26 protein-coding genes and 1 pseudogene are annotated in these 24,001 nt (G+C 69.6%); 7 read left to right on the top strand and 20 right to left on the bottom strand.

Annotated features, from left to right (window positions below; translation table 11 throughout):
• Nucleotides 1-32 precede the first annotated feature (32 nt).
• On the bottom strand, nucleotides 33-773 hold the full coding sequence (locus K3U93_RS09520) for an SDR family NAD(P)-dependent oxidoreductase (protein WP_083011371.1): 741 nt from the start codon (nucleotides 771-773) through the stop codon (nucleotides 33-35).
• 205 nt (nucleotides 774-978) lie between these two features.
• Between K3U93_RS09520 and K3U93_RS09515 the strand changes: the two genes are divergently transcribed.
• The gene (locus tag K3U93_RS09515) at nucleotides 979-1,965 is read left to right on the top strand and encodes an LLM class flavin-dependent oxidoreductase (protein ID WP_071511509.1); all 987 of its coding nucleotides are present in this window, start codon (nucleotides 979-981) and stop codon (nucleotides 1,963-1,965) included.
• 3 nt (nucleotides 1,966-1,968) lie between these two features.
• Here K3U93_RS09515 and K3U93_RS09510 read toward each other — a convergent pair whose 3' ends face one another.
• The 8 genes from K3U93_RS09510 to K3U93_RS09475 form a co-directional block, all read right to left on the bottom strand.
• Entirely contained in the window at nucleotides 1,969-3,021 is a 1,053-nt protein-coding gene (locus tag K3U93_RS09510; protein WP_083011370.1) for an NUDIX hydrolase, read from the bottom strand.
• The gene (locus K3U93_RS09505; RefSeq protein ID WP_071511519.1) at nucleotides 3,021-4,157 is read right to left on the bottom strand and encodes a glycosyltransferase family 4 protein; all 1,137 of its coding nucleotides are present in this window, start codon (nucleotides 4,155-4,157) and stop codon (nucleotides 3,021-3,023) included. The genes K3U93_RS09510 and K3U93_RS09505 overlap by 1 nt, the downstream gene beginning before the upstream one ends.
• The gene (locus K3U93_RS09500; RefSeq protein WP_230981623.1) at nucleotides 4,157-5,095 is read right to left on the bottom strand and encodes a phosphatidylinositol mannoside acyltransferase; all 939 of its coding nucleotides are present in this window, start codon (nucleotides 5,093-5,095) and stop codon (nucleotides 4,157-4,159) included. The genes K3U93_RS09505 and K3U93_RS09500 overlap by 1 nt, the downstream gene beginning before the upstream one ends.
• Nucleotides 5,092-5,748: a phosphatidylinositol phosphate synthase gene (pgsA, locus tag K3U93_RS09495; protein WP_071511511.1), complete on the bottom strand. Its 657-nt coding sequence runs from the start codon at nucleotides 5,746-5,748 to the stop codon at nucleotides 5,092-5,094. The genes K3U93_RS09500 and pgsA overlap by 4 nt, the downstream gene beginning before the upstream one ends.
• Nucleotides 5,745-6,338, bottom strand: a complete 594-nt coding sequence (locus K3U93_RS09490) for an ATP adenylyltransferase (protein WP_071511521.1) — start codon at nucleotides 6,336-6,338, stop codon at nucleotides 5,745-5,747. Before K3U93_RS09490 ends, pgsA begins: the two co-directional genes overlap by 4 nt.
• Nucleotides 6,331-8,430 carry a threonine--tRNA ligase gene (gene thrS, locus K3U93_RS09485; RefSeq protein ID WP_083011369.1) on the bottom strand — a complete coding sequence of 700 codons (2,100 nt, stop codon included), beginning with the start codon at nucleotides 8,428-8,430 and terminating at the stop codon, nucleotides 6,331-6,333. The genes K3U93_RS09490 and thrS overlap by 8 nt, the downstream gene beginning before the upstream one ends.
• An 85-nt stretch (nucleotides 8,431-8,515) precedes the next feature.
• Nucleotides 8,516-9,160, bottom strand: a complete 645-nt coding sequence (locus tag K3U93_RS09480) for a PaaI family thioesterase (RefSeq protein ID WP_083011368.1) — start codon at nucleotides 9,158-9,160, stop codon at nucleotides 8,516-8,518.
• A gap of 79 nt (nucleotides 9,161-9,239) precedes the next feature.
• Nucleotides 9,240-10,100, bottom strand: coding sequence for an aldo/keto reductase (locus tag K3U93_RS09475; RefSeq protein ID WP_420915410.1), 861 nt, complete (start codon nucleotides 10,098-10,100; stop codon nucleotides 9,240-9,242).
• A gap of 71 nt (nucleotides 10,101-10,171) precedes the next feature.
• Here K3U93_RS09475 and K3U93_RS09470 point away from each other — a divergent pair, with 71 nt between their 5' ends.
• A complete protein-coding gene (locus K3U93_RS09470; RefSeq protein ID WP_083011366.1) occupies nucleotides 10,172-10,672 on the top strand; it encodes a DUF1990 domain-containing protein in 501 nt (166 codons plus the stop codon).
• 18 nt (nucleotides 10,673-10,690) lie between these two features.
• Here the strand turns inward: K3U93_RS09470 and K3U93_RS09465 are convergent.
• The 5 genes and pseudogenes from K3U93_RS09465 to fdxA all read right to left on the bottom strand — a co-directional run bounded on the left by K3U93_RS09465 (nucleotide 10,691) and on the right by fdxA (nucleotide 13,480).
• Nucleotides 10,691-11,636, bottom strand: a pseudogene (locus tag K3U93_RS09465) (NAD(P)H-dependent flavin oxidoreductase).
• Nucleotides 11,637-11,645: 9 nt separating this feature from the next.
• Nucleotides 11,646-11,996 (bottom strand): cupin domain-containing protein, encoded by a 351-nt coding sequence (locus tag K3U93_RS09460; RefSeq protein WP_071509289.1) that lies wholly within the window; start codon nucleotides 11,994-11,996, stop codon nucleotides 11,646-11,648.
• A 31-nt stretch (nucleotides 11,997-12,027) separates the two neighbouring features.
• Nucleotides 12,028-12,453 (bottom strand): hypothetical protein, encoded by a 426-nt coding sequence (locus K3U93_RS09455; RefSeq protein WP_083011365.1) that lies wholly within the window; start codon nucleotides 12,451-12,453, stop codon nucleotides 12,028-12,030.
• Complete coding sequence (locus K3U93_RS09450; RefSeq protein WP_071509291.1) at nucleotides 12,450-13,127, bottom strand: helix-turn-helix transcriptional regulator; 678 nt, start codon at nucleotides 13,125-13,127, stop codon at nucleotides 12,450-12,452. The genes K3U93_RS09455 and K3U93_RS09450 overlap by 4 nt, the downstream gene beginning before the upstream one ends.
• Nucleotides 13,124-13,480 (bottom strand): ferredoxin, encoded by a 357-nt coding sequence (gene fdxA, locus K3U93_RS09445; RefSeq protein WP_071509292.1) that lies wholly within the window; start codon nucleotides 13,478-13,480, stop codon nucleotides 13,124-13,126. Before fdxA ends, K3U93_RS09450 begins: the two co-directional genes overlap by 4 nt.
• A gap of 115 nt (nucleotides 13,481-13,595) precedes the next feature.
• Between fdxA and K3U93_RS09440 the strand changes: the two genes are divergently transcribed.
• The 3 genes from K3U93_RS09440 (at nucleotide 13,596) to K3U93_RS09430 (ending at nucleotide 16,014) form a co-directional block, all read left to right on the top strand.
• A complete protein-coding gene (locus K3U93_RS09440) occupies nucleotides 13,596-14,393 on the top strand; it encodes a class I SAM-dependent methyltransferase (RefSeq protein WP_071509293.1) in 798 nt (265 codons plus the stop codon).
• Nucleotides 14,394-14,504: 111 nt separating this feature from the next.
• Complete coding sequence (locus K3U93_RS09435; RefSeq protein WP_071509294.1) at nucleotides 14,505-15,401, top strand: universal stress protein; 897 nt, start codon at nucleotides 14,505-14,507, stop codon at nucleotides 15,399-15,401.
• Nucleotides 15,402-15,414: 13 nt separating this feature from the next.
• A complete protein-coding gene (locus K3U93_RS09430) occupies nucleotides 15,415-16,014 on the top strand; it encodes an MBL fold metallo-hydrolase (RefSeq protein WP_230981622.1) in 600 nt (199 codons plus the stop codon).
• A gap of 4 nt (nucleotides 16,015-16,018) precedes the next feature.
• Here the strand turns inward: K3U93_RS09430 and K3U93_RS09425 are convergent, their stop codons facing one another.
• From K3U93_RS09425 to K3U93_RS09415, 3 genes are all read right to left on the bottom strand, one after another.
• Complete coding sequence (locus K3U93_RS09425) at nucleotides 16,019-16,810, bottom strand: universal stress protein (RefSeq protein ID WP_083011364.1); 792 nt, start codon at nucleotides 16,808-16,810, stop codon at nucleotides 16,019-16,021.
• A 29-nt stretch (nucleotides 16,811-16,839) separates the two neighbouring features.
• Nucleotides 16,840-17,991, bottom strand: coding sequence for a site-2 protease family protein (locus K3U93_RS09420; protein ID WP_071509314.1), 1,152 nt, complete (start codon nucleotides 17,989-17,991; stop codon nucleotides 16,840-16,842).
• 235 nt (nucleotides 17,992-18,226) lie between these two features.
• Nucleotides 18,227-18,859: a hypothetical protein gene (locus K3U93_RS09415; RefSeq protein ID WP_083011363.1), complete on the bottom strand. Its 633-nt coding sequence runs from the start codon at nucleotides 18,857-18,859 to the stop codon at nucleotides 18,227-18,229.
• Between the two features lie 232 nt (nucleotides 18,860-19,091).
• Between K3U93_RS09415 and K3U93_RS09410 the strand changes: the two genes are divergently transcribed.
• Both K3U93_RS09410 and K3U93_RS09405 read left to right on the top strand, forming a co-directional pair.
• Entirely contained in the window at nucleotides 19,092-19,298 is a 207-nt protein-coding gene (locus K3U93_RS09410) for a hypothetical protein (protein WP_176220023.1), read from the top strand.
• Nucleotides 19,299-19,432: 134 nt separating this feature from the next.
• Nucleotides 19,433-20,776: a YhgE/Pip domain-containing protein gene (locus K3U93_RS09405; protein ID WP_083011361.1), complete on the top strand. Its 1,344-nt coding sequence runs from the start codon at nucleotides 19,433-19,435 to the stop codon at nucleotides 20,774-20,776.
• Between the two features lie 25 nt (nucleotides 20,777-20,801).
• On the opposite strand, the gene K3U93_RS09400 is transcribed toward K3U93_RS09405, so the two are convergent.
• From K3U93_RS09400 to pat, 3 genes are all read right to left on the bottom strand, one after another.
• Nucleotides 20,802-22,229, bottom strand: coding sequence for a wax ester/triacylglycerol synthase family O-acyltransferase (locus K3U93_RS09400; protein WP_083011360.1), 1,428 nt, complete (start codon nucleotides 22,227-22,229; stop codon nucleotides 20,802-20,804).
• 7 nt (nucleotides 22,230-22,236) lie between these two features.
• Nucleotides 22,237-22,719, bottom strand: a complete 483-nt coding sequence (locus tag K3U93_RS09395) for a flavodoxin family protein (RefSeq protein WP_071509300.1) — start codon at nucleotides 22,717-22,719, stop codon at nucleotides 22,237-22,239.
• A gap of 115 nt (nucleotides 22,720-22,834) precedes the next feature.
• Nucleotides 22,835-23,845 (bottom strand): acetyltransferase Pat, encoded by a 1,011-nt coding sequence (gene pat / locus K3U93_RS09390; RefSeq protein WP_083011359.1) that lies wholly within the window; start codon nucleotides 23,843-23,845, stop codon nucleotides 22,835-22,837.
• Nucleotides 23,846-24,001: the final 156 nt, after the last annotated feature.

Genomic DNA, 24,001 nt, shown 5'->3' with positions numbered 1-24,001 from the left:
CCGGCCCGCGCGCGGTATTCGCGTACAGGGACCTAGATAGCGGTGCGTCCGCCGTCGACGGGGATCACGGCGCCGGTGATGTAGCTGGCCTTGTCGGACACCAGGAAGGCAATCACCTCCGCGATTTCCTCCGGCTGCGCGGCCCGGCCGAGCAGCGTGGTGGCGCCGAGTTCGGTGATCAGGTCCTCTGAGGCGCCTCCGGTGTAGGCGGGGCCGGGCGCGACGGTGTTAACCCGGACGCCGGCGGGGCTGTACTCGGCGGCCCACGCCCGGCTCATCGCCGTCAGGGCCGCTTTCGTCGCGCCGTAGGCGGCGGCGCCGGACAGCCCGATGTGGCCGGCCATGCTGTCGACGCTGACGATGCTGCCGTGGCCTCGCTCGGCCATCCCGGGTGCCAGCGCGGCGACCAGCCGGTAGGCGCCGCGGACGTTGGCGGCGAACAGCTCGTCGAAGGTGGCGTCGTCCAGCCGGTCGGTTGGACCGAACCAGGAGAAGCCGGCGTTGTTGACCAGCACGTCGATGGGGCCCGCCCCGGCGACCAGGGCGGCGACGCCGGCGGGCTCGGCCAGATCGGCGGCGATGAACCGGGCGCGGCCGCCGCGGTCCTCGATAACCTTGACGGTCTCGGCGCCACGCACGGCGTCGCGACCGTGCACGATCACCTCATAACCCCGATCGGTGAGCGCGAATGCCACCGCCTGGCCGATGCCGGACGTCGCTCCGGTCACCAGGGCCGCAGGCTGCCGGCTGCGGGAGGTGGGCTGCTCGACCATGATGGCTCCTTGCGCTAGGTGCTTGCGATTAGACCGTTCTGTCTAGTCCTCGTTATATTAGACAGACCTGTCTAATCAATACAAGGCGGCGTGGCGTGGGCTCGCTCACACGGGATGGTGACCGAACGGGGAATGGAATCGCGACTTCACGCATTAGACGGATCTGTCCACTAAGGCGGACCCGACACGGATAAGGAGCGTCACGATGCAGGTTTCGGCTCAATTCGCCACCTCGCTGGAGTCGCCCAGGCACATCGCGATCGCCGAGGAACTCGGCTATGACCGGGCATGGCTGCACGACACGCCGCAACAGGGTCCGGACGTCTGGATGATGCTGGCTTTGGCCGCGCAACGCACCGAGCGGATCGGACTCGGCCCGGGCGTGCTGGTCCCTTCGTTGCGTCACCCGATGGTGAACGCCTCCGGCGCGGCGACCCTGTCCGCGATGGCGCCGGGCCGGGTCGCCGTCGCCTTCGGCACCGGCTTCGCCGGCGCCCGCGCGATGGGCGCCAAGCCGGTCAGCTGGGAACACCTCGCGGACTACGTCCGCGGCTTCCGAAGGCTGCTGAACGGCGAGACCGTCGAGTGGCGCGGACAGCGCATGCGGATGCTACACCCGGACGGCCACGCCCCGCGCCGGCCGATCGACGTGCCGGTGCTGATCTCGGCGCTGGGCCCCAAAGGCCTTGCCGCCGCACTGGATTTGGCGGACGGGTTGTTCACCGTGAACGGCGAGACGGGTTTCGCCAACCAGTTCAGCTGGGCCGCGCTGGGCGTACACGGCACCGTGCTCGCCGCCGGCGAGCGGCTCGATTCGCCCAGAGTCCAGGCCGCGGCGGGACCCGGCAACGCCCTGGCCTACCACGCCGCATATGAATTCGGGGGCGACGTCACAGCGCTGCCGGCCGGGCGGGTCTGGCTGGACGCCGTCAACCAAATCGACCCGGAAGAACGGCATTTCGCGATTCACGACCGTCATCTCGTCGCTCTCAACGACATCGACCGAGCGGCGTGGGAGGCCGGCGGCTGGAAAGCAATCCCGACCACCACGCTGACGGGCACCGCGGCCGAACTGCACGAGCGCCTGCGGGCGTTCGCCGCCGACGGCATCACCGAGGTGATCTACCAACCCACCGGACCCGACATCCCCGGCGAACTGGCGCGATTCATCGAGGCAGCCAAACCCGCCTAAGGATCAGCGGATGGACTGCAGCTGGCGCGGCGCCCGCCCGCCGGCCAGCGTGTGGGCGTCGGTAAGCAGTTCGGACAGCTGAAGCGGGTACACGGTCTGGCCGCCGGCCACCAGGTGGGCGATGTCGGCGGCGTCGCACCAGCGGTGACCGTGGAGGTAGCGGCGTTCCAGCTCGGTCCGCCCGGCCGTTGACGGCTCGAACCGGTGCGTGCGGTGAACGAAGAAGAACTCCTCGCTGTCGATCAGTGAGCCGTTGAACTCGAAGACCTCGTCGCGGCGCCAGATGGGCCCGACCAAGTCGGCCGGCGCGACCCGCAGACCGGTCTCTTCGGCCAATTCCCGTGCGGCGGCCTCGGCCAGCCGCTCGCCGTCCCGCACCTCCCCGCCGACGGTGAACCACCACCTCGGCGCGGCCCCGTCTCCAAAGGCGGGATTTGCCGGGTCCGACCCGCACAGCAGCAGCACGGCGCCGGCCTCGTCGAGCAGCACCACCCGCGCCGACGTGCGGTGCCTGAGCACGCCTGGCGCGCTCGAGCCGCCTTGCGCCAACGTCTGCGGCGGCTCGACGATTTCGAAATAGCTTGGCAGCGAAGCGGTTCCGCCGAGCCGAAACGCGCGCACCAGGTGCCGCTCGGCCAGCGCGAGGGTGTCGCGAACTGCGTCGTTGTGGAATCGGCGGGCCAGCAGTACGCGGGCCTCGGCGTCGGCCAACTCGGCGATCAGACCGGCCGGCAGTGACGCCGGATCAACCATCGCCAGCGCGGCCGAAAGCTCGTTTTCGCACGCCTCACGCGCGTGCTGGGGTGCGCCCTCCGCGGCGTCGGCGAGCGCCACGAGCCGCCTCCCCTCGGCGGCTTTCGACGCGCCGCCATAGGCGTCGATCGCGACAGCGCGCGCCACGACGGCGCGCCGCGCCAGCGCACCGTCCAGCGCCTGCCACGACAGGTCGTAGCGGACATGCAGCCGGTCCAGCCGGTTGGCCGTCCGATACGCCCAGGCGCCGGCCAAGCTGACCAGCGCCACCAATACCAAGACAGCGACGATCAGCCACGTCATCAGCTGGCCACCTGGACCTTGGCACCCGGGCCGGCGACGGTCTCGTACACCCGCATGATCTGGCTGGCCACCACCGACCAGTCGTACCGCTGAACCGCCTTCGAACCGGCCGCCACGTAACGTTCGCGCAGCACGTCGTTCTCCAGCACCTCGATGAGCGCGTCGGCCAGCGCGGCGGCCTGCAAATCTGGGGGGTCAACCGGTACCAGCCGCCCGCACTCACCGTCGCGCAGCACGCGCCGGAAGGCGTCCAGGTCGCTGGCCACCACCGGGGTGCCGGCGGCCATCGCCTCGACCAGGACAATGCCGAAACTCTCCCCTCCGGTGTTGGGCGCGCAGTAGACGTCGGCGCTGCGCATCGCCGACGCTTTGCCGGCGTCGTCGACCTGGCCGAGAAAGCGGAGGTGTTTCACCAATCCGGTTGCCTGGCCGCGCAATTGGTCCTCGTCGCCGCGTCCGACGATCAGCAGCTGCACGTCGCCGAAGCGCTCGATCACCCGTGGCAGCGCGTCGAGCAGCACCGACACGCCCTTGCGGGGCTCGTCGTAGCGGCCGAGGAACAACACCGTTTTGCCCGGCCGCGGGTATCCGTCCAGCCGCGGTGCCGAGGCGAACGAGGCGACGTCGACGCCGTTGGGGATCTCCACCGCGTCGGTGCCCAGCGCCTCCATCTGCCAGCGCCGGGCCAGGTCGGACACCGCGATGCGGCCGACGATCTTCTCGTGCATCGGCCGCAGGATGCCCTGGAAGACCGTCAGGGTCAGCGATTTGGTGGTCGACGTGTGAAACGTCGCCACGATCGGCCCCTCAGCGATGTTCAGGGCCAGCATCGACAGGCTGGGCGCGTTGGGCTCATGCAGGTGCAGCACATCAAAGTCACCCTGTATGAGCCACCTCCTGACCTTGCGGTGGGTGGCCGGACCGAACCGCAGCCGGGCCACCGACCCGTTGTAGGGAATGGGGACGGCCCTGCCGGCGGAGACGACGTAGTCGGGCAGCGAGGCGCGCGGCGACACCGGCGCCAGCACGCTCACCTGGTGGCCGCGGGCGCGCATCACCTCGGCCAGTTGCAAGACATGGGACTGCACCCCGCCCGGCACGTCGAACGAGTACGGGCACACCATCCCGATCCGCATCAAACTTCCCCCAGCCGGGCCCGTTTGGCCCGCCTGTCAGTGGACAGGTCGGCCAGCCACTGCGGCTGCAGCATATGCCAGTCCTCGGGGTGGGCGGCGATGTTCTTGGCGAACTGATCGGCCAGCGCCTGGGTGATGGCTTGAACATCACAGACGTCGCCGCCGGTGCAGTCCAGCGCCGGGTGTATCGATTGTTTCCAGCCGTTCTCCTCGAACCAGCAGTGCACCGGCAGCAAGGCCGCCCCGGTCGCGATCGCCAGTTTCGCCGGCCCGGCCGGCATCCGGGTGGGTTCGCCGAAGAACTCGACCTCGACACCGGTGCGGGTCAGGTCGCGCTCGGCCATCAGGCACACCACCCGGTTGTCCCGCAGCCGGTCGCACAACACCTCGAAGGGTGGTCGTTGGCCGCCGGACAGCGGCAGCACTTCGAAGCCGAGGCTTTCCCGGTAACGGATGAAACGCCGGTACAGCGACTCGGGTTTGAGGCGCTCGGCGACGGTGGTGAAGGTGCCGTGGGCGTGCGCCAGCCATACCCCGGCCATGTCCCAGTTGCCGCTGTGCGGCAGCGCGAGCACCGCGCCGCGGCCGGCGGCCAGCGCCGCATCCAGATGGTCTTGCCCCAGCATCGAGTCGTCGAGCCGGCGCGCCAGCGCGGGCAGGTCCATCGTCGGCAGGCGGAAGGTCTCCCGCCAGTAGCGGCCATAGGAGGCCAGCGAGGCGCGCATCAGCGCGTCCGGCACGTCGGCCGGGCGCGCGCCGATGACGCGGGCCAGGTTCTTACGCAACTGGTCGGGCCCGCCGCGGCGGGCCGCATACCGCGCTCCGGCGTCGAATGCGCTGCGCGCGGCGAACTCCGGCAGTGCCCGCATGGCCATCCAGCCGGCCGCGTACGCCCAGTCGGTGGCGGTATGGGTCACCGCCAGGCGACCCACGATCACGGCTCGCTCGATCCCGCCACGGGATCCATGGGATCGCTGGCTCCCGGCGAGGTCCGCACCGTGCGCAGGCGCTGCGCGCAGGTGACCAGGCTGGCCACCGCCAGCAGCCACATCGCCACCGGTAGCGCCGGCGGCCAGGGAACAAACGGAAAGTCCGATACGCCGGTTCCGACCAGCACGATGATCAGCCGTTCCGGCCGTTCGATGATGCCGCCGCCGCCGCGCAGCCCGCTGGCTTCTGCCCTGGCCTTGATGTAGGAGATCACCTGCGAGGTGACCAGGCAGATCAGGGTGGCCACCACCAGCGGCCGATCGTGCAGGCCGAACGCGATCCACCACAGCAGCCCGCAGAACACCGCGCCGTCGCTGACGCGGTCACAGGTGGCGTCCAGCACCGCACCGAAGCGGGTGCCGCCGCCCCTTTCCCGGGCCATCGCGCCGTCGAGCATGTCGAAGAGCACGAAGAACGAGACCACCACCGCGCCGGCGAACAGCTTGCCCGTCGGGAAAAGCGCCAGCGCCCCCGCGACCGCCACGACGGTGCCCAAAATCGTGACGGCGTCCGGGGTCAATCCCACCCGCAGGCATGCCCTGGCGGTCGGAACGGTGAGCCGCGCGAACGCCGCCCGGGACAGGAACGGCACCTTGCTCACTGCTTTGCCCACTCCGTGGCCAGCAGCTGACGAGTCTCGCGCAGCAACTGCGGGATGACTTTCGACCCGCCGACGATGGTGATGAAGTTGGCATCGCCACCCCAGCGCGGCACGACGTGCACGTGCAGATGCTCGGCCAGCGATCCCCCCGCCGACGTTCCCAGGTTCAGGCCGACGTTGAAGCCGTGCGGCCGCGACACGTTCTTGATGACGCGAATCGCCTTCTGGATGAACGCCATCAACTCCGCGCTCTCCGCCTCGGTCAGCTCCTCGAGCTCGGAGACCCGCCGGTAGGGCACCACCATGAGATGCCCGGGATTGTAGGGATAGAGGTTGAGCACCGCGTAGACGAGCTCGCCGCGAGCGACCACCAGGCCGTCCTCGTCGGGCAGACGCGGAATGTCGGTGAACGGCTGCTCGGATTTGCCGTTGTCGCGCTTGATCGGCGCCTCGGCCAGATACGTCATCCGGTACGGCGTCCACAACCGCTGCAGATGGTCCGGCTCGCCGACGCCCCTGTCGAGGATGGTGTCTTCGGTGCGGCCGCCGCATTCCCCGGCTTTGCCCTGGGCCCTTTCCCGGTCACTCACCACTTGCCACTTTCACCAATGCTGCTGTGGGAGCGGCGTTCTCGCGATCGGCGATCCACTTGACGATGGCCTCGACCGCGCCGTCGCGGGGCACGCCGTTGAGCTGTGTGCGGTCACCGAAACGGAAGCTCACCGCCCCGGCGGCCACGTCGCGGTCGCCGGCCAGCAGCATGAACGGCACCTTCTGGCCGGTGTGGTGGACGATCTTCTTGGCCATCCGATCGTCGCTGCCGTCCACCTCGACCCGCACCCCGTGCGACTTCAGTTGCGCAGCAATGCTTTCCAGGTAGGGCACGTGCTCGTCGGCGACCGGGATGCCGACCACCTGGACGGGCGCCAGCCACGCCGGGAACGCCCCGGCGTAGTGCTCGGTGAGGATGCCGAAGAACCGCTCGATCGACCCGAACAGCGCGCGGTGGATCATCACCGGCCGCCGGCGGGTCCCGTCCGGGGCGGTGTACTCCAGCTCGAAACGCTCCGGGAAGTTGAAGTCCACCTGGATGGTCGACATCTGCCAGCTGCGGCCCAGGGCGTCGCGGGCCTGCACCGAGATCTTCGGGCCGTAGAACGCCGCACCGCCGGGATCGGGAACCAGCTCGAGGCCCGACTCCGCCGCCACTTCGGCCAGGGCGTTGGTGGCCTGCTCCCACATGTCGTCGGAGCCGACGAACTTCTCCGGGTCCTTGGTGGAGAGCTCCAAATAGAAGTCCTGCAGCCCGTAGTCGCCGAGCAGCTCGAGCACGAACCGCAGCAGCGACGCCAGCTCGTCGTGCAGTTGCTCGCGGGTGCAGTAGATGTGCGAGTCGTCCATGGTGAACCCGCGCGCCCGGGTCAGCCCGTGCACCACGCCGGACTTCTCGTAGCGGTATACGGTCCCAAACTCGAAGAGCCGCAACGGAAGTTCCCGATACGAGCGCCCGCGGGAGGCAAAGATCAGGGTGTGCATCGGGCAGTTCATCGGCTTGAGGTAGTAGTCCTGGCCCGGCTTGCGCACCGCGCCGTCGGCGTCGTACTCGGCGTCGAGGTGCATCGGCGGGAACATGCCGTCGGCGTACCAGTCCAGGTGGCCCGACGTGTGGAACAGCTGCGCCTTGGTGATGTGCGGGGTGTTGACGAATTCGTATCCGGCATCGATGTGCTTGCGCCGCGAGTACTCCTCCAGCTCCCTGCGCACGATGCCGCCCTTGGGGTGGAAAACCGCTAGGCCCGAACCGATTTCGTCGGGGAAACTGAACAGGTCCAGCTCGACGCCCAGCTTGCGGTGGTCGCGGCGCTGGGCTTCGGCGATCAGCTGAAGGTAGGCATCCAGCGCCTCCTGCGACTCCCAGGCCGTGCCGTAGATGCGTTGCAGGCTGGCGTTTTCCTGATTTCCCCGCCAGTAGGCCGCCGAGCTTCGGGTGAGCTTGAACGCCGGGATGTGCTTGGTCGTGGGGATGTGCGGTCCCCGGCACAGGTCGCCCCAAACGCGTTCGCGGGTGCGGGGATTGAGGTTGTCGTAGGCGGTGAGTTCGTCGCCGCCGACCTCCATGACGTCAGGGTCGCCGGACTTGTCGTCGACAAGCTCGAGCTTGTAGGGCTCGTCGGCCAGCTCTTCGCGCGCCTGGTCCTTGGACGCGTAGACGCGCCGGTCGAACAGCTGGCCGTCCTTGACGATCTGGCGCATCCGCTTTTCCAGCTTGTCCAAGTCCTCGGGCGTGAACGGCTCCGCCACGTCGAAGTCGTAGTAGAAGCCGTCGGTGATGGGTGGCCCGATGCCCAATTTGGCCTGCGGGAACAGGTCTTGGACGGCCTGGGCCAACACGTGCGCGGTCGAATGCCGGATGACGCTGCGGCCCTCGTCGGTGCTGGCCGCCACCGGGATGACCTCGGTGTCGGCGTCGGGCACCCAACTCAGGTCGCGCAGCCTGCCGTCGGCGTCGCGGACGACGACGACCGCGTCCGGCGTTCCCCGCCGCGGCAACCCCGCCTCACCGACCGCGGCGGCCGCGGTGGTCCCGGCGGGCACCCGGATGGCGGCTTGCGGCGACCGCAAGCCCGGCGTGGCCGGGCGCTGCGGGTGGGCTCCCGGGGCGGGGTTGACGGGGGCGCTCATCGGGTTGGTTCTCCAAAAGGTTAGGGCCTAATAAATCCTGCGAGTCCTTCGGTGGTCGCTGCCATGCTATCGGGGCCGACCGGCCTCAGGGCTGGCCAGGCTTGAGCCGCACGAACAGGGCGTCGGCTTCGGTCAGCAGGGTGTCGCCGTCGCTGAGCCGCCCGGACACGAAGATCTTGCGCCCGTCCACCTTGTCGACTCCCGCGTCGAACCGCAATTCCTTTTCGACCGGCACGATGTTGCGGTAGTCGATCTTCAGGTAGGCGGTGCGCTGGTAGGGGCCGCCGGTGAGGACCGCGGACGTCAACCCGAGCACGGTGTCGAACAGCATCCCCAGCGCCCCGCCGTGCACGGCGCCGTTGCGGCCCAAGTGAAACCGGGCGAAGCGCGCCGTGCCGTGGATCCGGCCGTCGTCGCCCTTGCTCGCCGACATCGGCACCGTCAGGATGTTGCCGCGCATGGGCAGGTCCATCCGCCGCCCGGACGGCGACTCCCACTCGTCGGCGTCGAACGGGCTCAGTAGCAGCGACACCTTCTCCAGCAGGTCGGCGGCCTCGGTGATCACCTCGTCGGGCGCGTCGACGGCGCGAGCGTGATCTTGCAGCTTGCGCACGGCGTCGACGAAGCGCCCGTAGTCGGGCCCGCCCTTGGTCGTCGGCTCGGGCGGGTTGAATCCGCCGCCGGGGTGTCGCTGATTGTCCGCCACCAGGACACCGTATCCAGCCCGCATCCAGCCCGCGAGACTGCAACTACCGACGGGTTCACTCGCGAAACGCGTCGTGGAATACAGTTTCGCGGCGCTCCAGCGACTACACGGTCGTCTGCGCTCCGGCGGCCGCCAAAGTCTCGAACTCCTCGTCGGTCAGGGTGATCTCGGCGGCCGCGACGTTCTCCTCCAAATGCGCGACGCTGGAGGTGCCCGGGATCGGCAGCATCACCGGCGAACGCTTCAGCAGCCAGGCCAGCGCCAGTTGCGACGGCGTCGCGTCGTGTTCGGCGGCGATGCGCTGCAGCGGGCCGTCCGGGGCGGCCAGCGGCCCGGCGGCCAGCGGGAACCACGGAATGAAGCCGATGCCCCGGCTGGTCGCGGCGTCCAGCAGCGGTTCGGCCGCCCGCGACGACAGGTTGTACATGTTCTGCACCGACACGATCTCGGTGATCCGCTGGGCCGCGTCGAGCTGGTCGACGTCGATCTCGGACAGGCCGATGTGGCGGATCTTGCCCTCGTTCTTCAGGGCGAGCAGCTCGCCGACCTGGTCGGCCAGCGGGAAGTTGCGGTCGATGCGGTGCAGCTGGAAGAGGTCGATCGTGTCGACGCCGAGGCGGCGCAGGCTCATCTCGCACTCCTGGCGCAGGTAGCTGGGGTTGCCCAGCGGGATCCAGACGTCCGGGCCGGTGCGCAGCAGCCCCGCCTTGGTCGCGATCACCACGCCGTCATAGGGGTGCAGCGCCTCGTGGATGATCTCCTCGGACACGTAGGGGCCGTAGGAGTCCGCGGTGTCGATGAAGTTCACGCCGAGTTCGACGGCGCGCCGCAGGACCCGGACGCATTCGTCGCGGTCGGCGGGCGGGCCCCACACGCCCTTGCCGGTTATGCGCATGGCGCCGAAACCGAGTCGGTTGACGGTCAGGTCGCCGCCGAGGGTGAACGTTCCGGATGCTTGGGCTATCGCTTTGGCCACATCTGTAGACCGTACGCCGGAAACGCGGCCGCGCATCTCGGCGTGGCAAGCTGGGGCGGGTGGACCTAGCAGCGCTCGAGGAACTTCCGCTGACCTACCCGGAGGTGGGTGCGACGGCGGCCGGTCAGCTGCCCGCGGGATATGGCCACCTTCAGCTGGAGACCCAGATCGGCACGGGCCGACAGCGTTTCGAGCAAGCCGCCGACGCCGTCATGCGCTGGGGCATGCAGCGCGGCGCCGGCCTGCGGGTGTGGGCCAGCTCGGAGGTCGCGGAAGTCGCCACCGTCGTGCTGGTGAAAATGGGCTTCCTGCCCGCGCCGTGCCGCGTGGTGTACGTCATCGACGAACCGGATATCCGCGGGTTCGCCTACGGCACCCTGCCGGGTCATCCGGAGTCCGGCGAGGAACGCTTCGTCGTACGCCACGACCCGACCACCTCGGCGGTCTTTGCGGAGGTGTCGGCGTTCTCCCGGCCCGCGACCTGGTGGAGCAGGGCCGGTGGGCCGCTGGTGCCGCTGGGCCAGCGCGTCATCGCCAGGCGCTACCTGCGCGCGGTGTGACGCCGCGGCTCAAGGCCCTCAGAACGCCCAGCCGGCCAGCAACCGCTCGGCGCCCGCACACATCCGCTCGATGACCTCGCCCACCGGCGCGTCGTCGCCGATCATCCCGACGCCCTGGCCGGCGTCCACGGGCGCGATCCGGCGGTCGTCGGCGGCGGTCGCCGTCGCCAGTTCGTCGCGGGCCGAGGGATCGAGTGCGTCCTCGTTGCCCGCCCAGCGCGCGACGAAGTCGTTGGCCAACACGCGCGACGGGAACCGCGCCGGCCAGGCCCTTGGCGACGTCGAAGACCCGGGTGACGGCGGTGTCGGTGGCCCGGGCCGCGACCAGGGCGCGGCGGCCGCCGTCGCCGGTCAGCGCCTCTGGACACGCCGCCAGCCGGGTGCCCACCCACGCCCCGCTCGCGCCGGCGGCCAGCACGGCGGCCAGGCTTCGCGGCGAGGCGATGCCGCCGCCGGCGAGCACCGGCACGGCGGCGTCGTCCACGGCGGCCAGCACGTCGTCGAGCAACGGCAGCGTCCCAAGCCTCGCCTCCCCATGCCCGCCGCCCTCGGACCCGCGCGCGACCAGAATGTCGATGCCGGCGTCGGCCGCCCGGCGGGCCCCCAGACCGTCGTAAACCTGTGTGACGGTGGCGATTCCGGCGTCGTGTGCCTTGCCGATCCACGACCAGTCGGTGCCGAAGCTGACCGACAACAGGGCGGGCCGCGCGGCCAGCGCATCCTCCAGCAGACCCGCCTCGCCGCGCATCACCCAGTCCACCAGGCCGATGCCGAACCGTCCCCGCGCATGCCGCAATTCGGTTCGCAGCAACTCCCTGCTCCCGTCGCTGCCCATGCCGACCATGCCCAGTCCGCCGGCGGCGGTGACCGCGGCGGCCAGCCGGCCGCCGGCGACCCCGCCCATCGGGGCGTTGAGGATCGGTACCCGCAGCCCGAAACTGCGGGACCAGGGCGTGGACAGCATCCGGCCCGCCTATGAGGGCGGTGCGCCGGGGATGCTCTTCAGCACGGTCAGGATGATCACCGAGTCCTCGACCGCGTGCAGGGCGTGCCGTTCGGCCGGAATCGCGACGTAGTCGCCGGCCTTGCCGTCCCAGGCGTCGCCGCCGACGGTCAGGCGCACGTGGCCCTGCAGCACCTGCAGCGTCGCCTCGCCGGGGCTGTCGTGTTCGGAGAGGTCGTGGCCGGCGAGCAAGGCCAGCACGGTCTGCCGCAATTCGTGGGTGTGACCGCCGTGGATGGTGTGCGCGGCGCGTCCGCTGTGCGACCGCCCCGCCTCGGCCAGCTTTTCGGAGGCGAGGCTGGTCAACGAGATGGATTCCATAATCGGCCCCTTCGGTCGTGAAAGCCCGCACTCAGGCGGTCAATAGCAGTATCCCCGCCACGATCAATGCCACCGCCTTGACCGCCTCCAAGCCGACATAGGCGTAGTGAGCCCGGGAGCGGGGCGCCTCCAATCCGGCGAGCACCTGGTCGGATCGGCGGGTCAGCCGGGGGCGCACCGCGATCAACTGAACGGCCAGGGCGGCAATGGCGACGGAAAACGCGACGGTGATCCGCGACGGTGTCGGGTTGGCCGCCACGATAGCCAGGATGACGAGGGCGAAGCCGACCTCCACGGTGTTCAGCGCGCGAAAGACCAACCGTCCGATGCCGAGACCGATCTGCAGCGTCACGTTGGGTGCGCGAAACTTCAGCGGGGCTTCCAGGAACGAGATGGCCAGCACCATGCCGAGCCAGACGAACGTGACCGCGATGGCGATCGCCGTTCCGGTGCTCATCCGGCCGCCCCCACCGGCGCGATGTGGGCCAGGCACAAATCGGGCTCGACGAACGCGTCGAGCCGATCGACGGAAACCGGCGCCGCCCACGTCTCCAGGGCCCCTTGCATCAGCCCGAGGTGGATCGGGCAGACGACGGAACCACGGGTTTCGGCGAGCTCCAGGAAGGGGCAGTGCCGCAGGCCGACTTGTTGCTCCCCGTCGGAGGTCCGGCGTTCGGGGGCGAACCCAAGCTCGTCGAGCATCCCGACCAGGTGGTCGATGGCGTCGTCGGCGCTCGTGGCGCCTCCCGGCGGCGATTCGAGGCTCGCATCCAGCTTTCGCCCCCACTCCCGGCCCGCGGCCATCGCCTTGGCGCGCGGGTTTCGTTCGGCGGCCAACGCCAGGGTCAGGATCTCGGCGAGCACCCGGTAGTGTCGCGTTCCGCTGCGGTCCATCTGCCGGATCGCCTGGAACATCAGCGCCGGGCGGCCGGGCCCCTTGCGGCCGGCCTCGACCTGCTCCACCTGGCCGTCGCCGACCAGGCTGTCGAGGTGAAAGCGCACGGTGTTGGGATGCACGCCGAGCTCGTCGGCGATCGCGACGATGCTCATCGGAACGGGCGACGACCGCAATAACCGCAGCACCTCGCGGCGGCGTCCGGTGGGTTCTCCGACTGCCCTAATGTCGCTCACGCTCCTTCAGCGTCCTCGGCCCTGGGCTGGGCGGCCACCAGAGGTGCGTCGACACCGAGCGGACCGATCTTGGCCGCCCCGCCCGGCGACCCTAGTGGCTCGTCCCGACCCGGCAGGACCTGGGTGAAGAACGCCTCATTATCGGCCAGGTAGGGCGTCAGCTCCTCGGGCAGGTCGTCTTCGTAGTAGATCGCCTCCACCGGGCACACGGGCTCGCACGCGCCGCAGTCCACGCATTCGTCGGGGTGGATGTAGAGCGACCTGCCGCCCTCGTAGATGCAGTCCACCGGACACTCCTCGACGCAAGCCCGGTCCATCACGTCGATGCATGGCTTTCCGATCACGTACGTCATCCGCTAGAGTTTACACAATACATGTTGTGAAAACCAATGAATCGCGGGAGAACCAGTGACCGACAACGAACTTGACGCGCGCCAGCCGCGGCGACCTCTACCGTCGTCGACCCCCATGTCGAATCGCGCCGACGACGCCGTGCCCGGGCACTGGCTGCTGGCGCGGCTCGGCAAGCGCGTGCTGCGCCCGGGCGGTATCGAGCTCACCCGCACCCTGCTCGCCCGCGCCGGGGTGGCCGGGGCCGACGTGCTCGAGTTGGCGCCGGGCCTCGGCCGCACCGCCATCGAGATCCTGACCCGGGGTCCGCGGTCCTACGTCGGCGCCGAGGCCGACCCCGACGCGGCCAAGATCGTGCGCGGCGTGCTCGCCGAACTCGGAGCCGAGCGCGGGTCCGTCGTGGTGGCCGACGCGGCCGACACCGGGTTACCGGATGCCAGCAGCGACGTCGTCATCGGGGAAGCGATGCTGACCATGCAGGGCGATGCGGCCAAGCACGCCATCGTCGCCGAGGCGGCGCGGGTGCTGAGGCCGAACGGTCGCTACGCGATTCACGAACTGGCGCTGACACCCGACACGGTCGCGCCGGAAGTCAGCGCCGACATCCGGCAGTCGCTCGCCCGCGCCATCAAGGTGAACGCGCGTCCGTTGACGGTCGCGGAATGGTCGCGACTGCTGGCCGAGCACGGGCTGGTGGTGGATCACATCGCGACCGCGCCGATGGCGCTGCTGCAACCGCGGCGGGTGATCGCCGACGAAGGGCTGCTCGGGGCGCTGCGGTTCGCCAAGAACGTGCTCGTCCATCGCGACGCCCGCAAGCGCGTGCTCACCATGCGCCGCACGTTCCGCAAGCATCGCGAGCGATTGGCCGCCGTCGCCATCGTCGCCCACAAGGCCGCGGCGCAGATCCAGTGACAAACGCCCCTGACCCGAACACCCCAGCCTCGATACGGTTGTGCCGAAGCGGCCAAGCCAATTTCGGCCGAGCCGATGAAGCCAAGGACGCCAACGAATCGAGGACTAACCATGTCATCGCGCAACGCACCTTTGGGCATCGTCGTCGGCATCGACGACTCGCCGGCCGCCAGGGTGGCGGTGCAGTGGGCGACACACGACGCCGAGCTGCGAAACGTCCCGCTGACGCTCGTGCACGCGATCTCGCCGGAGGTGTCGACGTGGCTGAAGACGCCGCCGCCCGCCGGCGTCATGCGCTGGCAGCAAGATCACGGCCGCCGGCTGATCGACGAGGGGCTCAAGCTCGTCGAAGAGGTTTCCCAGCGCGGCGGTCCCGCCGGCGTGCACACCGAAATCCTGGCGTCGGGAGCCGTCCCCACGTTGATCAACCTGTCCAAAGACGCGGAGATGGTGGTCGCGGGGTCGCTCGGCAGCGGGCGGTGGCCCGGCCGGCTTCTGGGTTCGGTCAGTTCGGCGCTGCTCCGTCACGCGCATTGCCCCGTCGCGATCGTCCACGAGGAGGACCCATCGGCCCCGCCGCCCGCGGTGCCGGGGCCGGTCTTGGTCGGCATCGACGGCTCGCCGGCATCCGAGTCGGCGACCGCGATCGCCTTCGATGAAGCCTCGCGCCGGCAGGTGGGATTGGTCGCCCTGCACGCGTGGAGTGATCTGGACGTCTCCGAGTGGCCCGGAATCGATTGGCCCGCAACGCAATCCATGGCTGAAGAGGTGCTGGCCGAGCGTTTGGCGGGTTGGCAGGAACAATATCCCGACGTCCGGGTGACACGCACCGTCGTGCAGGCCCAGCCGGCGCGCCAGCTCGTCCAGCAGTCCGAACAGGCCCAGCTGGTGGTCGTCGGCAGCCGGGGCCGCGGCGGCTACGCCGGGATGCTGGTGGGCTCGGTCGGCGAGGCCGTTGCCCAAATGGCGCGGGTGCCGGTGATCGTGGCGCGGGAGTCGTCGGCCTAGCTCCGGCGAGCGCATGCCGCGGCTGGTACTGCTCGGCGTTGGAGCGATGAACTCGCCCCGCTACCGTCCGGCCGGGTTGCTGGTGAGCTGGGCCGGTCATCGGGTGATGCTCGACGGCGGCGATGGCGCGGATCCCGCGCCGCCATTGGACGCCTGGTTGGTCAGCGACGAGCGGGCCGAGCTGATGGCCCAAATCCGCCGTCGGGCCCGTGATCTCGGCGTGCGCGCCGCGGTTGGGCCTTTCGAAGCCGGGGGTGTATCGGTGCGACCGCTGCCGGTGCGGCACACGTCGCATCCGACCTACGGCTATCTCATCGAAACCGCACGGCAGCGTGCGGCCTGGGCGCCGGAGTTCTGGGCGTTTCCCGCGTGGGCGGCCGGCGTGGATGTGATGTTCGCCGACGCGGCCGGGTGGAACACGCCGATCCGCTTCGCCGGTGGCGTCGGCGGACACGCGTGTGCCCGCGACATCGCCGCCGCGGCGCGCGGCGCCGGCGTGCGGCGGCTGGTCTTCGCCCACATCGGCCGGCCGAGCATCCGGGCGATCGATCGCGGCGAGCGTCCACCATTCGGGTCGTGGGGCAACGACGGCGCCGAATACCGGCTCCGCTGAGCGCTTATCGGCGGACGACGAGCACCGAGCACTCGGGGTGGCGGAAGAGCGGATGCCCGTAAGGACCGACGAGCCGCGCCAGCTGACCCGCCTCGGCGGCGCCGATCACCGCGAGCTGAACCCGCTCGTCGTTGACGCGCAGGAAGTCGGCGACCGCGTCCTTGGTGGTGATCGGGTAGACACGCACCTCGGGATGAAGCCGCCGCCATCGCTGCACCCGACGCTCGAACTCCCCGTCCGCGCGCTCGGTGAGGTCCTCCGGCCGGCTGCCGAGGACCAGCATGGGCGCCCTGCGCAACTTCGCTTCCCCCACAGCGTATTTGACAACGATGTCGTTGTCGGGCGCGCCGGTCATCCGGACCACGATCCAGTTGATGTCGGGCGGCTGGTCGAGCTCCGTGCGGATGACCGCCACCGGGCAGTGCGCCGTCCCGGCGAGCTCGGTCGCCGCCGAACCCAGGATCGAGCGCGCGTAGCGCCCGATCCCGACGGAGCCGACGCAGACCATCTCGGCATCGCGCGACGCCTCCACGAGCACCGGCCCGGCCGGGCCACGCGGGATGTCGGTTTTGACGCTGACCGGCTTGCGGCTGGCCTCAACGGCGAATTGCGCTTCGCGAAGCGCTTTCTCGGCGTGCTCGAGGTCGCGGGCGTAGTCGTCCGGGGACGGATGCGTCAGCTTCATGACCGACACGAGCCGCAGCGGCACGCCGCGGCTGGCGGCCTCGTCGACACCCCACAGGGCCGCCGCGATCGCCGCTTGCGAACCGTCGATACCCACGATGATCGGTTTCATCGTCCGCGCTCCGCAATACTTCTCGGCCGTCAACGCCGTGCCGTCATGGCTGGTCCCGGCTGGGCGAGCCGGTAGACATCCATCAGCCGGGTGAGATCGCTCGGCGTGACGATGCCGACCACCCCGCCGTCATCGACGACCAGGGCACGGCTGCGGGGACCGGCCGGCGCCATCCGCTCGAGCAGCGCGGTCAGCGGCTCCTGCGGTGCCGCGGTCGGCACGTCGTGCAGCGGCAGGGCGATCTCACCGACGCTGGTCGCGGTCCGCCGGCCGGGCGCAACGTCGCGCAACTGCGTCAGCGTGACCAGTCCCACGATCGTTCCACCCCGGTCGGTGACCGGGTACGCCGAGTGACGGTCACCCAGCACGTAACGCTGGATGAAATCCTCGACGCTGATCCATCCGGGAGCGGTGTGCGGCCGGGCGGTCATCGCGTCGGCCACGCGGACCCCGGCAAAGACCTGTTGGGTCGATATCCGGGTTTCCTCCTCACGGCTGGCGGCGAAGATGAACCAGCCGATGAATGCCAGCCAGACGCCGCCGACGAGGCCGCCCGCCATAAATTCGGCCAACCCCAGCGCGATCAAAATGAACGCGACCACCCGTCCCGCGTGGGCCGCGCCGATGCCGGCGCGCACGATGTCGCCGTGGCGGCGCCACAAATAGGCCCGCAGCACCCGGCCACCGTCCAACGGGGCGCCCGGCAACAGGTTGAACAGCCCCAGCAGCAGGTTGATGACGGCCAACCACGAAAAGACGCCGACGACGATCGGGGCGGCACGCACGGTGTCCAACGCCGCGACCAGCCCGCCGAAGATGGCCGCCAGCGCGAGGCTGGTGGCCGGGCCCGCGATCGCGATCCGGAAGGCGGCTTTGGGCGTCTTCGCCTCGCCGCCGAGCCTTGTCACGCCGCCGAACAGCCACAGCGTCACGCTCCCCACGGCTACCCCCGCGCGGCGGGCGACGACGGCGTGCGCGAGCTCGTGGGCCAGCAGCGACGCCAGCAGCACCAGGGCGCCGCACCCTCCAGCGAGCCAGTAGACCAGGGTTGAATACCCCTTGACGGCGCCGGGCAGCGTGCTGGCCAGGCTCCACGTGAACAACCAGAGGATGACCAGCACGCTCCAGTGCACATTCACCGGAAACCCGGCGACCCGCCCCAGTGGGATTGTGTCGCGCACCTCAGAACCTCCAAAAGTGCTGGTGAACAGGGCAGGTGGCGACGCGCTCGCCAACACGGGTGGCATTCACGATGTCGCGCGCGGTGGTCATTTGAGAATCCTTTTCGGTGCCGCCTGTTGACGAACGTAAGGCGACGCCGCACCCCGCCGCTAGGGCCGTTGGACCTTCCGCCGGCGGCCAATGGGCCTGCACGGCCGAACAACGAGAGCGACCGGCGCCCAAAGACGGTGACCGTCAACTGATCTCGACGGCCGGCCGCGGGTTCGCCGGGGCCTGCCGCTCGACCCGGTGCTTGATTCCCAGCAGCAATCCCCGCGTGCCCAACGCGATCAGCGGCCGGACCAGTTCCATGGCAAACACTTCACCCGGGTGGCGCAGGGAGATTCTGGTGCGGGTCAGCAGCCGGACGCGGTCCTCCCAGTGCGGCTGGACATGGAACGACCACACCGCATTCCAGCGCAGGTCCGCTCGCGTCGCATTGAGCACGAGGTACTTTTCGGGAACGATCTCGGCGACGCTCAACGTCACCCCGTCCGACAGCCCCAGCCAGCCTTCGGGGGCCAGGCGCACGACATCCCCGACCGCGAGCCGTTGCCATCCCGGGTGCACTCGATCGGCGTCCCGGTGGCGCAGACCACCGCGGTCCTGACCCATCCGCAACAGCCACGGCCAGACCGCGGATACCGGCGCGTCGATGTACACCGCCTCGGTCGTCTGGATGGCCGGATCGCCGACCAGCGTGTCACCGGGCAGCGGCATCCGACACTCCGCCTTGGTGGCACCCCAATTGCGGTAATACCGCCGCGCCCCGTAGAGCATCGCGAGCAGCGCCGCCGCCTTGGTGATCCGTCTTGTCGCCTTGGCCATGCCGCCAGTCTGGGTGGGCGGTGCCCGGCCCGCCAGGGTCAATGGTCCTCGCGGCCACGCCGCTGTGCCTGGCGGCGCGCGCCGGCTCGCTTCGCCGCGGCCGCGGTGACTTTGGACCCTATCGGCAATCCGTGCGTGACCGAATAATGATCTCGTCTGACGTAACTTGGCTGCGGCGGTTGCGGCTGAACAAAGGAGTATGACGGTTATGGGTGCCAACCCACCGTTGCTGTTGACCGATTCTGACGTAGATGGCCTCGCGCGGGAATTCCTGCGCTCACGCTACCTTGGGCCCACGTACGCCGGCTGGTCGCCCGATCGACGCATCGACACCTTCCTGCGGCGGCGCGGCCTGTCCCGCGTCGCCGACGACGGCGATCTGTCCAACATCGTGCTGGATCGCATCATGGCCCACGTGCGCGTCGCGCCTCGCGGCTAACCGGCCCAGGGAACACCGGCACCGCCGTTTGGGACCAACGGCACTATCGGCCGTCGCGCCGCGCGCCGGATAGTGGTGCCCATCGGCGTGGATCGGAGATGACCGGCAATGGTTGCGGCGCAAGGAGTTCCCCAATGACTGACCATCAGTCGTCCGACCATCATCCCCAACACGAGGCGCCCAGTCCCGCGAGCGGCAACACCCTGCTGAAGCTGCGATTCTGGTTGGCGCCGATCGTCATCTGCCTGGCCTTGCTGTCCGGGTTCGCCATGCTGTACTTCGGCGGCATCCTCAATCCCTCGGCGAACCTGCGGCACTTCCCGATCGCGGTCGTCGACCAGGACGCGGGGCCGACGGGCAAAACGATCGCCGACGGCCTGCTGACCAACGTGGACAAGGATCAGTTCGACCTCCGGATGCTGCCGGCCGACGAGGCACGTCACCAACTCGACACCGCGAAGGTCTATGCCGAAGTCCTGCTGCCACCCGACCTGACGCCGCGACTGCTCGCGTTGCCGCAGGCCGCGCTGCAGCCGGGACAGCCGGCCAGGCCGGTCATCACGATCTCGACCAACCCGCGCGCCAGCGCCATGGGCGCCGCCATCGCCGCGAAAGCCATCACCAAGGCGATGGCGGCCGTCAACGCCACGACCGGCGCGAAGCTCACCCCGCTGCTGCAACAGCTCAACGGTGGAGCGCCGCCGCCGGGAGGCGCCTCCCTGGTGCTGGCCAGCCCGATCGACATCCAGACCATTGCCGACAACCCGCTGCCCGCCGGCACCGGAGCCGGACTTTCGGCCTTCTATTTCTCGTTGATGCTGCTGATCGGCGGTGTCACCGCCGCGATCGTGGTGAGCATGACCACCGACGCGTTATTGGGTTACGTCCCAGCGGAATTCGGGCCGTGGTATCGCCTTGCCAGCAAGGTCAAGGTTTCTCGGCTGCAGACGCTGCTGGTCGAGTGGGCGTTGGTGGTGCTGCTCGGGCTGTCGACGTCGGCGGTCTACCTGTGGATAGCATCCGCGCTGGGCATGCCGGTGCCGCATCCGTTGTCGGTGTGGCTGTTCGGTGCGTTCGTCATCACCGCGGTGGGTGTCACGTCGGCGTCGCTGATCGCGGCCCTCGGCTCCCTGGGCACGCTGATCAGCCTGTTCGTCTTCCTCTTCTTCGGCCTGCCGTCGACGGGCGCCACCATCCCGCTGGAGGCCACGCCGCGGTTCTTCGGCTGGCTCGCCGGATTCGAACCGATGCGGCAGGCTTTCCTGGGGTCGAGGGCGCTGCTGTACTTCGACGGTCGCGCCGACGCCGGGCTGTCGCGTGCGCTGGTGGTGGGCGTGATCGGGCTTGGCATCGGCCTGGTGTTCGGTGCCGTGGTCGCCTGGTTCTACGACCGCACGGGCGTCCACCGCATCGAGGTCCGCGCGGCACCCGCCACCGGGCAAGCGGCAGAACGTGTTTCGGCCGGCACAGACCGGTAACCCGACGTCCCGCGTGTATGCGAGATCAGTGCCGGCGGCGACCGCGGTTGATGCGCACGCCCACAGCCGATTCGAGTTCGGTCAGACACTGCTCGGTCAGCGGTATCAGCGTGTCGACGTCGGGCACCACGTCGGCGCCCGCAACGTAGCCGAATCCAACCCGGTCGGCGTACGAGCACGTCGTGACGTTGAGCGCCATGCCGTCATAGACCGTCGAAACCGGATATATCTCCTCGACCGGCGCGCCGTTCCAATACATTTCGACCCGGGGACCGGGGACGTGCGAGATCGGAAGGTTGCATCCGGTGCGGATCTTCGGCGTGAACGGCAGCAGCGGAACAACCACCGTCGCGGCGATGCTTCCCGCGGTCGTCAGCAGCGACGCCGCGGATCCGCGCTTGGCCACCCAGCGTTTCCCCTCCGACATCGACCGGTGGATCAGGCCCAGCCGCGCGGCCGGATCGTCCATGTCGGTGCCCAACGGGCACAGCCAGAGGCCGAACATGTTGCCGTGCTGACTATTTGGCGCATTACGCTTGCGCACCGTGATCGGGCAGATGGCTACCATTGACTGCCCGGGCAGTTCCCCACGCTCCAGCAGCCAGCGGCGCACCGCGCCGGCCACCATGGCGGTCGCCACGTCGTTGCCGGTAACGCCTGCCGCCCGTTGCACCGCATCGATGCGGTCTTTCGGCCAGCTGCCGGCCGCGATGGCACGCCCGGGCCCGAGGCGACCGTTGAACCGCGTGTGGGGCGCCCCGAAGGGCAGCACGGTCGTGTGACCGACCAGGCTGTCGACCACGGTCGACAACTCGCCCGTGACGACCCGCCCGATCAGCCCGACGCCCGACGCCGCCGTGCCGACCAGCGACCGCAGCGGCGCCACCAGTCGAGGCAGCGGCCCGCGCGCCGGCTGCGGCGTCGATTCGCGACGGCGGTCGGCGAAGAAGGGTGGCATCGATCGGCGTCGCGGATCGGTGCTCAGGGCGTCGGCGATCATCCGGAAGCCGGCCACACCGTCGATGACGGTGTGATGGACCTTGATATAGAACGCGAACCGGCCGCGGTCGAGGCCGTCGATCAGATACGACATCCACATGGGGCGGGACCGCTCGAGGCGCTCAGCATCCAGCTCGCCGATCAGCCGCCAGAACTCGTCGGGGTCCGCGGACACGGTCCGGCGCTGGCAATGTTGGCTTATGTCAACGTCGTTGGCGGCACGCCAGACCCACACGCCACCGGTGTCCACCCCGCGATGCGGATGCCTGCGAAGCCTGGGGTCGATCGGGTCGTCGCCGGCGAGCGCCCCACGATACAGTTCGTCGACGTAGTTCGGGCCGGCGCCTGCCGGCGGCGACAGGATCAGCACGGCGCCGACGTGCATCGGGCTGCCCACCAACTCCGCCGTCATCATCGCCACGTCGAGCGGGTCGAGCGGGTTCGGCGGGTTCATGGCCCGGTCAGGAAGCTGCGTGGGAGCCCGCGGCCCGGTCGCGAAGGCGTGCCGCGAATTTCGCGGCCCGGTCGAGGTCGTGGTCGTTCGGGCGTCCCCGGTTTATCCCGCCGATGAACCCGAACGGCCCGACCGTGTCGAACCCGCGGCAGGAGAACGAACCGATTACCTCAAAGCCCTTCGATTCGAGGTGCTTTTGAACCGGTTTGTTGTAGTCCAACAGCGGGATTTCCCGGGCGCCGCTGGTGAAGAACGTGAACGCGCGAACGCCGCTGACGCGCGGTAGGCGGCGGATCAAGTCCCGCAGCCTCGTGTCCACCGTCATGTAATAGATGCCGGAGCCGAATCCGACGAGGTCGTATTCGCAAAGCTTCTCCGGGTCGACCGATTCGGGTTCGACGACCTCGGCGCCGAGCACCTCGGCCATCCGGTCGGCCACGCGGCGGGTATTGCCGTGCGATTTCGAAACACAGACGATGAGCGACTTCATTGCCAACTCCTCCTGGAGGACTTTGCCCGGACGGATCCATGCTGCGCGCATGTCTCGCCGTCCGGGAAGGGCGCAAAGGCACGAATGCCCGGGGCATTGGTCACTTGCGCTCGTGTCAGCCGAACGCGTGGATGACCTGGTGGGCCACCCGTTGGATTCGCAGACGCGTGCCGGGATCCAGGGACAGGTCAACGAATTCCGGGATCTCGCCCGTCGTCGTCACCACCCCGGGCTCGGCGCACTCCCAACGGGCGTTCACCCTGTCGCCCAACGCCCGCGCGGGCGGATTGTCGGAAAGCACGCGGGCGTGAAACCGCTTGACGCCGTCGACGCGCGCCGCCACCGCCAGCGCACCGAGCAGCAGCGTCCCGAGCCCGTGGCCCTGATAGGCGTCCGCCACGGTGAGGGCCACCTCTGCCGAAGCCGGGTCGTCTTTGTCCCGGATGAAGCGGGCATCGCCGACGACCGGCCCGTGCGGGCCGTCGGCGACGACCCAGACGAAGTGGTCGACGTAATCGACCTCGAACAGGTAGGCCAGCCGGGCGTCGGTCGGGGCACCGCCCTGATACCGCCGGTACAGCGTCTCCCGCGAGAACGAGCCATTGCCCTTGAACCGCTCGGCGTCCCCGGGCAGGACGGGGCGCAGCAACAGCCCGGCGCGGTCGCCGGCCGATACCGGGATCGGGGCGACGTATGCGGCCAACCGCTGCCGCGCGGTGCGGACCATCCGGTCGGCGACGGCCGGCATGGCCAGCATGCGCTCGAAAGCGCCGTCGTACCCGAGGTAGCCGCGCACCTCATCCTTCGCGATCACCGTCGCCGTCCTGGGCGCGCTTCGCAGCAAGGCGATTTCGCCGACGATCGTCCCCGCCGGCAGCTCGGTCACCGCGACCTGCCCGTCGGGGCCGAGGTGGCTGACCTCGACCCGGCCCGAGACGATGATCGCGAACGACACCGCTTGTTCACCCTGGCGCATCAGGACCTCGCCGGCGGCCGCATGCAGGGGCCGCAGGCCGGCGGCCAGTTCCGCGAGGTCGCGCGCGGGAACGTCGGCGAACACGTCCAGCGCCGCCAGCTCCGATGGTGATCGATTGGCACACCGGGCATCTCGGCAATTGCGTGCCATCACTCGATGTACGGTACGCGACCGGCGCGGCCACCGCCCGGGAAGTAGGTAGGCAAGCGCGGTGACAAAGGACCCTGTCGGGCCGGGACTCCGCGTGACCTTTGCCTCTATCCGCCACTGGCAGGGCGCGCCACGATCGAGGGGTGTATCGGCTTG

Source organism: Mycobacterium malmoense (assembly GCF_019645855.1).
Classification (GTDB): Bacteria; Actinomycetota; Actinomycetes; order Mycobacteriales; family Mycobacteriaceae; genus Mycobacterium; species Mycobacterium malmoense.
This window is presented reverse-complemented; position numbering and strand designations above follow the sequence as displayed.